The organism is Myxococcales bacterium, assembly GCA_016720545.1.
Lineage (GTDB): Bacteria > Myxococcota_A > Polyangia > Polyangiales > Polyangiaceae > JAAFHV01.
On record JADKKK010000001.1, the window covers coordinates 596,095 to 607,995 of the forward strand.

6 protein-coding genes are annotated in these 11,901 nt (G+C 75.5%); 3 read left to right on the top strand and 3 right to left on the bottom strand.

The window, feature by feature from the left end:
• The first annotated feature begins 66 nt into the window (after positions 1-66).
• Positions 67-795: a DNA repair protein gene (locus IPQ09_02475; protein MBL0193087.1), complete on the top strand. Its 729-nt coding sequence runs from the start codon at positions 67-69 to the stop codon at positions 793-795.
• Here the strand turns inward: IPQ09_02475 and IPQ09_02480 are convergent.
• The 3 genes from IPQ09_02480 to IPQ09_02490 are packed head-to-tail and all read right to left on the bottom strand — an operon-like array spanning position 788 to position 9,942.
• Positions 788-4,456, bottom strand: coding sequence for a UvrD-helicase domain-containing protein (locus IPQ09_02480; protein ID MBL0193088.1), 3,669 nt, complete (start codon positions 4,454-4,456; stop codon positions 788-790). The two genes, IPQ09_02475 and IPQ09_02480, sit on opposite strands and share 8 nt — an antisense overlap.
• Before the next feature lies 1 nt (position 4,457).
• Entirely contained in the window at positions 4,458-7,529 is a 3,072-nt protein-coding gene (locus IPQ09_02485) for a PD-(D/E)XK nuclease family protein (GenBank protein ID MBL0193089.1), read from the bottom strand.
• Positions 7,530-7,563: 34 nt separating this feature from the next.
• Positions 7,564-9,942, bottom strand: a complete 2,379-nt coding sequence (locus tag IPQ09_02490) for a lytic transglycosylase domain-containing protein (protein ID MBL0193090.1) — start codon at positions 9,940-9,942, stop codon at positions 7,564-7,566.
• 117 nt (positions 9,943-10,059) lie between these two features.
• On the opposite strand from IPQ09_02490, the gene IPQ09_02495 reads away from it, so the two are divergent.
• Positions 10,060-10,467, top strand: coding sequence for a hypothetical protein (locus tag IPQ09_02495; protein MBL0193091.1), 408 nt, complete (start codon positions 10,060-10,062; stop codon positions 10,465-10,467).
• A gap of 94 nt (positions 10,468-10,561) precedes the next feature.
• A complete protein-coding gene (locus IPQ09_02500; GenBank protein ID MBL0193092.1) occupies positions 10,562-11,797 on the top strand; it encodes a hypothetical protein in 1,236 nt (411 codons plus the stop codon).
• The last annotated feature ends 104 nt before the right edge of the window (positions 11,798-11,901 follow it).

Genomic DNA, 11,901 nt, shown 5'->3' on the forward strand with positions numbered 1-11,901 from the left:
GCGCGCGCGGCGGGCACGAGCCGTGCGTACGACGTGCGGCGGAGAGGCCGAGCGCGGGAGCGAGCGATGGACGAGACCACGGAGCGAAGGACGAACGGGCGAGGGCGCGACGGGCGCGTGCTGACGGCATGCAGCGAGCTTCGCCGCCGAGAGGTCGACGGCCTGTCGGACGCCGAGGCGCTCGCCGGCGTGCTCGAGGGCGCGCGGGCGCTCGAGCGAGCCGCGAGGCTCCTCGACGACCGTGGTGGCCTCCGCGGCCTCACGAGGCTTGGGTTCGGGGAAGCCGTCGAGCTGCTCGGGGCGCGCCCAGCCAGGCGTCTCGTCTGCGCGCTGGCGCTCGGACGCCGCGTACAGGCGAGCCTCGACGAGCCTCGACACCACGTCGACGACAGCGCGGCCGTGGCGCGGTGGGCGCGCGGCCGGCTCGCGTACCTCGAGCACGAGGAGCTCTGGCTCTTGGCGCTCGACGGGCGAAACCGCGTCCTCGCCGCCCGGTGCCTCGCGCGGGGGGGCCCGCACGCGCTGTCGCTCGCCCCGAAGGACGTCCTGATCCAGGGGCTCCGCGAGAACGCGCGCGCCCTCGTGCTCGTGCACAACCACCCGAGCGGCGACCCGGCGCCCAGCGCGGCGGACACGAGGTTCACTCGCGAGGTGGCCGACGCGGGGGCGATCGTGGGCCTACCCCTCCTCGACCACGTGGTGGTCGCGGGGGAGCGGTTTGCCTCCGTGCCCTTTCCACCGCCACGCGCCGTGACGCCCACGCAGGCGACGCCCGGCGAGGCTCGGGTCAGGTGAGCGAGGCGCGGAGCGGGTGGCATCGCCCCACGTAGCCACACGCGATGGCCTCGCAGCGCGGCAGGCTCGCCCGCGGGAACACGCCAAGCCATCGAGCCTCGGCGAGCGCAGACACCGTGTCGGCGACGCGCGCTTCGAGGGCGCCGCGCTCGGCCTCGGGCAGCCACACGGGCTCACCGGGCTCACCGCCGAGGAACACCACGCCGGCGCGCACGACGACCGCCTCGGGGAAGAGGCGACGCGCGGCGAGCGCGTAGAGCTCGAGCTGCAGCTCGTACGGGAGAAGAGCGGGACCTCGAGCGCGCTTGTAGTCGACGACCTCGAGCTCGAGGCCGACCCGGCCCGGGCGGGCGACCACGAGGTCCATGCTCCCGCGAAACAGCGCGGTGCGCCCGCTCCCGACAGGCAGGTGTACGGCGAAGGCGTGCTCGCGGTGCACCGTAGCGCCGCGCGCGACGCGCTCGGTGAGCCACGGTCCCGAGACGAAGCGCGAGAGCCGCCGGGCGATGGGCGCGTGCCGAGGATGATCGAGGGGCACGCCCTCGCGCACGAGCCCCGCGGAGATGCCCGCCAGAGACCGCGGCTGGCCGAGGAGCGCGAGATCGAGCCGCTCGAGCACTCGGTGCATTCGCGTGCCTTCGGACTGAGCGTCGACGCGCGCGGTGGGGTCGGACGGCGCTCTCTCGGTGGGCACCCCGACGGGCGGCCCTTCGCGGGCGGTGGCGCCCTTCGCCCCCCGAGCGAGGTGGGCGTGCTCGGGTAACCCCAGCAGATGCACGAGCTCGAACCTCCGCGCGCACAGGTGAAAGTCTTGGAGCGACGTAGGCGCGATCGGGAGCGTGCGGAACCTGCCGGCCCCGGCGACGCCCGAGGCGACGACGGGCTCCTCGGGGAGCGACGCGAGCGACGCGAGCGACGCGAGCGGCGAGACGGTCGCTCCCTCTCGCGACGGGAGCTCCACGTCCTCCACGGCGAAGGTCGCGGCCGCCGGCCCGATGACGAGGTCCTCGAGCGTCGCCGCCCCGCAGGTGGCGTGCGCGTCCCCGAGCGTCTTCTTCGGCGCTCTCCGGGCGCCCACGGGGAAGAGCATGTGGGACGCGCGGGTCATGGCGACGTAGAGCAGGCGGCGCCGCTCCGCCCGGTCGCGTCGCTGGCCCATCGCGCGGGTGCGCTCGTAGGCGGGCGAGTCGAGCACCAGCCCTCGAGGGTGCGCGAGACGCGGCGCCACGTACACGCCGCGCGCCGTGCGCTCGATGCCGAACGATCCACCGCCCGCGCGCGAAGCGTCGACGAGCGCGCCCATCTGCGGGACGAAGACGACCTTGAAATCGAGGCCCTTGCTCGCGTGGACGGTGAGGAGGCGGACCGCGTCGTCCTCCTCCGAGAACGCCGCGGCCTCGCCCTCGTCGTCGGTCCCGCCCGCCCGCGTGAGCACCCGCGCGACCAGCGCTCGTGGATCGTCGGCCTCGTCGGCCATCGACAAAAACTTACGCACATTCAACACTTTAGACCGACCACGAGGCAGCGACGAGAGGATCTCTTCGAGGCGCAACGTGCGGACGGCCTCGCGGAGCGCGCTGCCCGCACCGACGCGCGGCAGCAGGCGGCCCAGCCGCTCGACGACCTCGACGACCTGCGCGACTCGCGGGCGCTCGCCTTCGTGAATCAACGCCGCGCGCGTCCCTTCGAGGAGCGCCCCGTCGACCCGCCGGAGCCCCTTCCCGCGCTCGGTCATGCCCACCAGAGTCTCGTCGCTCACGGCAGCGAGTGGACCGCGCAGTACGGTGAGGGCCGCGAGGGCGTCGTTTGGGTCGAGCAGCAGGGCGAGGAGAGCCGCGAGGTCGAGCACCTCGCGCGCCTTGTAGAAGCTCTTCCCCGCGAGCACGTACGGGACGTTCACCTCGGCGAGGGCGTACGCTTGCTCGTCGAGCATGTCGTTCGTGAGGGCGAGCACCGCGCAGTCCTTGTAGCGAGGAGACGCTCCCGCCGGCAGCGCGCTCGGGCGCCGGCCCGACGTCAGCTCTTGAATCACCCGCGTGACGACGCGCGCGTCGTCACGCCGCGTGGTGGAGCCGCGCTTGGGCAGGGGAGGCCTGAGCCACACGGTGGGCGGCTGCGCGTCGAGAGGCGACGGCGCGGGCGGCGTGGACGGCGCGAGCAGATCCTCGATGTCGGGCGAGTACTCGAGTTCAAACAGCTCGCGCTTGTCGACCGCGTCCTCGAAGACGCGTGCGGAGAAAGCGTTGATGAACGACAGGAGCTCCGGCGAGCTCCGCCGGTTCGTGCGCAGCGGAAAGAAGTCGGCGCGCGGTTCGGCGGGCGTGTAGACGGCCCCCTCGTCGACGCGGAGCTTCTCGCGCGCCGGCTCGCCCGCCAACCCGACGCAGAGCTCGGCGAACACGGAGACGTCCGCGCCGCGGAAGCCGTAGATCGACTGCTTGCGGTCACCCACGACGAAGAGCCCGGTGGGGCGCACGCCCGCGACGCCCTCCGCGACGCCCTCCCCAGGCGGCGACGCCCACAGCAGCTCGAGCAGGCGCTTCTGCAGCCGCGAGGTGTCTTGGAACTCATCGACGAGGAGCACGTCATAGCGAGCGCCGATCTCCTCGGCGACCTGCGGATCCGACGCGAGGAGGCGCTCGAGGGCCGCGAGCAGCTCTCCGAAGCTGAGCCCGTCCGCCGCCTCTCGGGCGGCGTCGAGCTCGCGCTCACAGGCACCAAGGAGCGCGAGGAGCTGGCGGCCCGCGAGGGCGAACTGCTCGCGGGCCTGGTACGCAGCGAAGACCGCCTCGAGCTTCCCGCTCTTGCTGTTGCCCCGGAGACCCTCGAAGAATTCGCCGAGCGCGACCTCGTCCGGGTCATTCTTCAGCGAACGAACGGCGGCGAGCTGCGCGAGCACCTCGCGGGCGGCGTCGAACGACACCCGGTCGTCGAGGGTCGCGAAGGCGCGCGCGGCCGCCTCGTAGCGCGGCAGGTGAGCGGCGCCTCGCACCCGGGCCGCGAGGTCGAGCCACCGACGCTCGAGCACGCGCGCGTCGTCGGGAGCGAGGGCGAGATCGCGCACGCGCAGCCCGAGCTCTTCGAACGAAGCGAACGTGTGCGCCAGCCGGGAGACCAGCGCGTCGATGCCTCCGGCGAGCCCGACGAGCGCACGCACCGAGGGGCCATCCTCCGCCGCCCGGGCCTCGACCGCTCTTGCTATCGCCCGACCGACGCGGGCACGGAAGTCGGCCTCGTCCACCACCACGATGCCCCCAGGGCGCCCGACCTCGAGCGAGAAGTTGCCGAGCAGCGAGAGCGCGAAGCCGTGGAGCGTGCCGACGAACACCTCCGACGCCCCGCGCGACGCGGCGCGCGCGCCCTGCGCGACGCTCTCGACAGAGCGCGGAGCGAGCCCTCGCGCGCTTCGCGTGTCCTGAAGTACGGGCCAGTAGGGCGACGACTCCGGGGCCTCCCCTAGCGCGTCGAGAGCGAGCGCGAGCCGGGCGCGGATCTCTCGCGCGGCGCGGCGCGAGAAGGTCGTCGCGACGACCCGCGACGGGGACACGGCGCCGAGCTCGGTCTCTCCAAGCAGGGTGTGCACGAGCATGCCCACGAGCGCGTGGGTCTTGCCGGTGCCCGCGCTGGCCACCACCACCGCGTTGCGTGCGAAGCCGTACACGTCAGGCCCCTCCCTCGTGAGGGCCCACGATCAGGTCCTCCTCAGGGGGCATCGCGAAGCGCGGCCGGCGGCACCCACCGGCGAACGGACAGGTGCGGCACTGCGTGTCGAGCACCGGACGCGGCGCGACATCACCCGCGCGGACCCGTCGCACCGCGGCGAGCGCGGACGCGACCGCGCCGCCCTCGCCCGCCTCGCCCGCCTCGCCCCCCTCGCCCGCCTCGCCCGCCTCGCCCGCCTCACCCGCCTCGCCCGTCGCTGCGAGTGCGCGGGCGACGACGTCTTCGCCACGCCGCGCCGCCGCGCCACCTCGCTCGAGCTCACGCAGAGAGAGGTAAATTCCCTTGACCACCCGCACACGCTTCGCCTGCCGCGCCGCCAGGGCGTAGAGCGGCACCTGCAGCGCGGTAGTGCCTACGTGGCGCAGGGTCTCCTCCACGCGGCCGCGCTTGTAGTCGATGACCCGCGCAGCGGCCTGAGTGCGCCCGACGTCGACTCGATCGATGCGCCCGCGCACGACCAGGTCGGCCCCCACCGAGAGGCCCGGCCATCCGACGCGCTCGCCGAACGCCTGCTCGGCTACGTCGAAGTCCCAGACCTCGTCGGCGGCGGCCTCGCGGAGCACAGCCTCCACACGGTGGAGCACGTGGAGGGCGAGGACGCCGGCGAGCGGGGACTCCGCTTCACGCGCGAGGTGTGCGCGCGCCGCGCCGAGGCCCGCGGCGAGGATGTCGGTCGGGACACGCGGGCGCGCGGCGAGCAGGGCGCGCGCGGCCGTGAGCGCCACCGCGAGGGCCGCGTGGAGCGCGGCGCCCTCTTCGCGGGGCGTTGGCACCTCGGCGTCCTCCGGGGCGTCGCGCGCGCCGAGGACGACCTGGGCGAAGCCGCGAAACGGGCACTCCGCGAGCCGCTCGAGGCCCGTCACGGCGAGCGGGTGGCCGACCTCGGCTCCCGTCTCCTCGGCGATGGCTCGGGCGAAGGCCTCTGTGGGGGTGAGCGCGCCCACCCGTGGCGAGAGGGGTCGGCGCTCGTCCAGGAAGAAGCCCTCGCGGGCCCGCTCGACGTCGACGCGCTCGGCGACCGCCGGGTCGGGAGGCACCCCGGCGAGAGACGAGGCGACGCGGTGGTCCCCGAGCGAGAGCGCGCGGTCCAGCCGAGAGCCTGCGCCCCACGTCGACCTCGCCACGCCGGCGCGGAGCAGGCGGGACACGAACGGGGCGACGTCGACCGGGGCGTCGCTCTCGGCCGTCGCGACCGTGAGCACGACCCGCTCCGCGCGCGAGGCGGCGAGCGCGATCCCCGCGACGGCCTTCGCCTCCTCCGGGCCGCCCGCGGCGCCGGCGCCGAGAGCGCGGAGGATGTCGCCGTTGACGAGCGGAGAGCGAGGCTCGGCGGCGAGGCGACCGGAGACGTCGGCCAGCACGAGGAGAGAGAGCTCCTCGCCGGCGAGCTCGCTCGGCGTCGCCACCCGCAGCGCGAACGCGCGCGAAGCGCCGGGCAGCGACGTGGCGAGGGGTGCGAGCGCCGCGAGCTCCTCGACGAAGCGCGCGCGCGGGAGGACGACGTGCTCGGTCTGGAGACGACGCGACGCCGCGGCGAGGCCATCGAGCGCCTCGGAGAGCTCCCCCCACGCCCTCGCGTCGCGCGCGACCGCCTCGCGCTCGAGGCGCGCGCTGGGCGAGGCCTCGTCCGCGGAGAACGCGCCGAGATCGGCACGGCCTGCGAGGGCCTCGACGCCGAGCGCCTGGAAGAGGGCGCGCGTGGCCGCGCACAGCTCCCCCATGGTGCCGCCGAGGGGGAAGCTTGTCACGAGCTCGTGCAAGCGACCGACCTCGGCAGACTCCTCCGCGGAGAGCGAGCGGAGAGAGCCGAAGGCCCCGTGCGCCCCGTCGGCCGATCGCGGGGCGCGATGCAGCGCCCGGGCGACACGCGCGCGGCGAGCGCGCTCCGAGGGCCGCGAGAGGACGTCGACGTAGGGCGACGTGAGGAGCCGCGCGAGCGTGCGTGGCCCTGGTTGGTCGAGCGACGCGAGCACGTCGAACACGAACGTGCGCAAGGCCGAGGCGGGCCGCGGGAGCCCGTGGCTCGGCACGCCGACCTCCGCCAGCGCGCGCGCCAGCGCCGCGAGGTGCGGCTCGCTCCACCGCACGACCCCGACGGCGATGTCGTCGATGCACGCGCCCCCGTCGAGCGCGGTCACCACGGCGTCGGCGATCGCGTGGGCGTGGGACTCGGCGTCCACCGCGAACCGGACCTCGAGCCCCTCCAGCGCGGGCTCGGGTGGAGGGGCGTCGTCGAGGGTCCCGAGCCGCGGGGGGATGGGATCGGTGCGCGGAGCGTCGTCGAGCCACGAGGCCGTCCACGCGACGAGCGCTTCGAGATGGTCCGGCTGCCGCGAAGGGTCGACCGGTCGCTCGAAGCTGGGGAGGCACACGGTGGCGCGACCGCCGAGCTTACCGAGCTCGCGATCGAGCGCCTTGAAGAGCAGCAGCCTGCGCGGCGAGAGGTCGACGAGGAGGCGGGTCTCGAGCACGTGCGAGCCGAGCGCGGCGGCGAGGACCTCGGGGGGGACGCGCGCGCTCTGCGCGACGAGGCGCGTCGCGACGTGTCGCCGTGCGACGAGGCCGTGGCGCGCGAGATCTGCCGAGAGCGAGGTCTCGAGGGCCGCGAGCAGGCGAACCCTCGCGTCCCGGGGGCCGCTCTGCGGAGCTCCGAGGGACGCCGCGCGGCGAGGCTCGACCTCTTCGACGAAGGCCGCGAGGTCGTCGAGCGCCGACTCGCAGGCGGCCGCGAGCGCCGCGCTCGTAGGATCGACGCGGCCCCGGCCGGGGAGCCTCGGCGCGAGCGCCGCGATGGCGGCCCGCTCCTCTGCGCGCGTCGCGACCGCGAGGTCGGGCGCGAGCGCCCCGAGGAGCCGCTCCTCGAGCGCGGGCAGGGTGGTGGCGCGGTAGCCGGCGCCCGTGAGGCGCTCGACATGGCGCTCGGTGGGCACGACGAAAATGGGGCGCCCGAGATCGAGCGGCGGGGCGTGGGCGCGCGGACGCTCCGCGAACCCGAACGACAGCTGGCTCACGCGCCGTCCCCCAGGCCCGACGCACGACGTCGCCTCAAGGGAGCACCCTCGAGGGCAGCCGCAGCGCGTCGTCGAGGCGATCGCGGTCGTAGAGGTACGCGTACGCGGAGGCCGTGCCGAGCACGCGCTTCACGTAGTTGCGGGTCTCCTCGTAGGGGATGAGCTCGACGAACAGCTCGATCTCCTCGGTCGTGCGCCCGGACACCCAGCGGTTCACGGCGCCGGAGCCCGCGTTGTACGCGGCGACGGCGAGCGCCGGGTGGTGGTGCTGCTCGAGCAACTTCGCGAGCAATCTCGCCCCGAGGTCGACCGACACCTCGGGGCGCTTGAGCTCCGACTCGTGCGTCACGGCGCCGCCGGAGATCCACTTGGCCGTGGACGGGATGAGCTGCATCAGCCCGTACGCGTTCGCCGGGCTGCGGATGTCGGCGACGAAGCTCGACTCCTCGCGCATGACGCCCCAGAGAAGCGAGGCCCGCACGCCGTGGGTGGCGGAGCCCCGCGCGACCTCACCGGCGAACGCCTTCGGGTACGCGGTCTCCCACAGGCCGCGAAACGCGCCCTCCGGGAGACGCGCGAGGTGGTCGTGCACGCGCCCGCGAGAGAACCCGTGGCCTATCTCCCAGGCCTCGACCTGGTCGAACAGCGCGCCGACTTCCCACACCGCCTCGGCGGGCGCCGCATCGCCGAGGGCGTGCGCCGCTGCGAACTCGCGCTTCGCGGCCTCGAGGTCGTGCGCCTCGAGGAGCCGTAGGGCGCGCTGGAAGGGCGCGGACTGCAAGAGCTCGCGCGAGGGCGCGGCGAACGCGACGGCGGTGTCGCGGGCGGCCACGCGGGCGAGCTCGGCGCGCGCCCCCGCCAGGTCGCGCTCGGCGAGGTGGGCGTAGCCCCGGCCCATGTAGAACGAGAGCGGCGCGCGCTCGAGCGTCGCCACGAAGAGCGCCCGCGCGGCGGCCGGGTCGCCCGCGCGCTCGGCGATCCGCGCCCGAAAGAACGACGCGCGACCGGCGGTCGCCCAGTGGCGGTCGTCGGGGAAGAGGGCGTCGACGCGCTCGAGCAGGGGCTTCGCGGCGGCGTCGTCTCCCGCGCGGAGCGCGAAGAGGGCCGCGCGAAAGAGGGCCTCTCCGCGCATGTCGCCGGTCGGGTAGCGCTCGGCGAGCTGGACCAGCCGCGACACGGCCTCGGCCTCGCCCCCGTGCTCCGCCACGACCAGCGCGGCGCGCAGCGCGGCGTCGTCGGCCAGGCGGTGGTCGGCGAACCTACGCTCGACCTCGGCGAAGCGCGCCAGCGCCTCTTGCGGGCGCTTCGCGCTCACGCTGGCCTTCGCGCCGTTGTAGAGCGCGGTGACAAGCTCGGGCTGGGCGTCGCACTTCGGGAGAGCGTCGCCCCACGCGTCGGCCTGAGCCGCGCTCTTGGCGGCGCGCGCTGTCGCCTGCGCGCGCACGATCGCCGCGGCGCACGCCCCCGCCGGCGACAGCTTCGGGTCGACGAAGAGAGCTGAAGATTCCGCGAGCGCGCGCGCGTGGTCGCCCGCCTCGAGCCACCCGCGCGACGCGCCGACCCGCTCCTCGAGGTCGAGCTCGACGGGCCGCTTGGCGGGCCCGGCGGCGCGCGCGCGGGACGCGCGCGCGCCGACGTGCTCGGCCCGGTGGGGCGTCTCGAGCAGCACGCGCGACGCGAGCGCGTACGCCTCTGGCGCCGCGCTCGCGTCGCCGTCCGCGAGGGTCGAGGCCGCGTGCCCCGCGGCCTCGACCCAGTGGGGGCCACGCGGCGACGACGCGAGCACCTGGCGCCAGAGCACCAGCGCCTGCGGGCGCTTGCCCGACGCGGCGAGCGCCTCGGCCTGCACCATCTGCGCGTCCTCGGCCGCGGCGACGCCGGCGGCCGCGGAGGCCCCGGCGAGCTCGGCCGCGAGGTCGTACGACCGGACGGCGAGCGCGGCGCGCGCGCCGCCGAGCTTCGCGTAGGGCGCGAGCGGGCACGGAGGCGCGGCGGCGGCGGTGAACGCGGCGGCCGCGGCGGGCGGCTCGCCGCTCGCGAGGGCGAGGCGTCCCGCCAGCAGCGCGAAGGTGCAGCGGTCCTCGAGCGATAGATCGGATCTATAAAGCGCCGCGCCCGCCAGGCGCGCCGCGCCCGGGGCGTCGTGGGCCCGCAGGGCCTCGCGGACACCCGCCATGCGGGCGTCCGCGAGGGCCGGTCGCAGCGCGCTTCGGCCGGCCTTGGGCGCGCTGCCGCCGTCGGCGGCAGCGCGCCGCTGAAGCTCGTTGCCGGCCTCCGCGTCCGTGGGCGCCAGCGCGCGCGTGGGCTCGACCACGCCGCGCCGGCACGAGACGGCGACCATCGAGGCCGCCGCGGCGAGCGCGACGAGCGCCGCGCCGACGGCGCGCGCTCGTCGCGGCGGCGGGGCGGTCACGCGCGCCTCGCGGCGTGAAGATCGGAGGCCTCGTCGTCGTCCGCGCGATCGCGGCGCCGACGCGCGTCGGCGTCGAGCGACGCGAGCCGCCCCACGAGCGCCTGGTGCTCCCCCTGCTTGGTCCCGAGCTCGGGCGCGCGCGGTCTCGGCGGCCGTGGCCGCGCGCGCCGCGGCCTCCGCGTGCTCGCGCTCCGCTCGGTGGAGCGCCTCGAGCCCCGCGTCGCGCGCCTCGCGGAACGCCGCGAGCGCGCCGAGCTCCGCCGCCCGCAAGCGCTCGCGTCCGCGCGCACCTTCACTCTCGGTGCGGAGCTCTGCGTCGCGCAGCCCACGCTCGCGGCGCGCCAGATCGCGCGCCTCCCCGTGGGCCTCGAGGGCCTCGTCGCGGGCGCGCTCGGCCGCGGCGAGCGCCCCTCGCGCCTCGTCCACGCCGATCCTCCGCAGGCGCTCGAGCGCCTGGAGCGCCCGCCTCTCGTCCCCGCTCGTCATCGTGGTCAGCAGCATAGCGAAAAGCGAGCGAGCCCGTAGGTTTTCCCGGGTCGTGCGCGGCCTCAGTGTGGCGATGGACGCACGCGCGGCTGCGCCGATTCCCAAAGATCCTCGCCACCGGTATCGTGGAGCCATGCGGGCCATCCTCCACGACTGCGAGGGTCCGTTCGCGCTCCGCGCTGCGCCCCTCGCGCTGTGGGCGCTCCCCTTCGCGGCGGTGGCCCTCGAAGCCGGCGGCGCGACCACCTATTCGCTCGTGCTGCTCGCGGCGTGCCTCCCGGGCGTGTTCCCTCGCCTCGCGCCGCGCGACGTCGAAGTGCGGCTCGGCGGCGGCGAGCTCCGCCTCGTCGGAGGCGCCCGCACCCAGCGTGTCCGCGCCCGCGACGTCGTCGGTGCCTCGACCGCCCGCGTCTCCCACGGCATCGCGCTCACGCTCGCGCGGCGCGATCGCCAGACCCCCACGACGCTCGTGTTCGCGAACGACGAAGAGCTCGAGCGGGCTCGCGAGGCGCTCGGCATCGGCCACGGCGGGCTCGGCGCCGTCACCTGGCCGCTCGTGCCTGGCGCAGCGCACACGTCGGCGCCTACCGCACGCGCGATCGCCGCGGCGCTCTCGCTCGCGGCGCTCGTGGCCGCGTTCGCCGGCAGCGGCGAGCTCGCGGGAGTGGCGCTCTTCTTCGCCACGTTCCCGGCCTTCCTCGGCGTCGTGTGGGCCGCGCTCCGAGACTCGAGCCAGACCATCGAGCTCGGCCCACGCGGCGTGACCCTCCGCGGGTATCAGCAAAGCCAGGTGCCCTACTCAGCCATCTCCGGGGTGGCTCGCACGGGTAGCATGTTCGAGCTCGGCGTCCACGGCGGCACGCTGCGCGCGCGCCACCGCGTCGGCGCCCTCGCCGGCGCGGGCATCGACGACGCCGAGCTCGAGATCCTCTCGGCGCAGCTCGCGGCCTGCGTCGGACGCGCAGGTGGCCTCGGCCCACAGAAGCCGGAGGCCACCACGCGCATCGACACCTTGCGACGCGGGCACGAGTCGGCGCGCGACTGGCTCGCGCGGGTCGATATGGCCGCGAGCCTCCTCGCTCAGCCCGGCTACCGCGGCGGGACGATCGAGAGAGAGGACCTCTGGCTCACGCTGCGCGATCCCGAGGCCTCCGAGGACCTCCGCGCCGCCGCCGGGCGCGTCCTGATGCGCGTCGAGACCGCGCCCGACGCGCGCGCACGTGTCAGCGACATCGTGGCCGCCGTGCGCGAGGACGAGGTCCAGCGGCGCCTCCGCGTGGCCATCTTCCCCGAGCTCGATCCGCAAGCCGAGGAGCTCGAGCAGCTCGACGAACGAGCCAGGAAGCGCACCTTCACGGCGTCGCGCTGATCGCAGTCCTTCGCCGGCGCGCCTCTTAGCACTACTGCGAGCGCTTGCTCTCGCGGTGGTGCTCGTTGGCCGCCGGAGCGGACAAGACGGAGGGGTGAATCGGC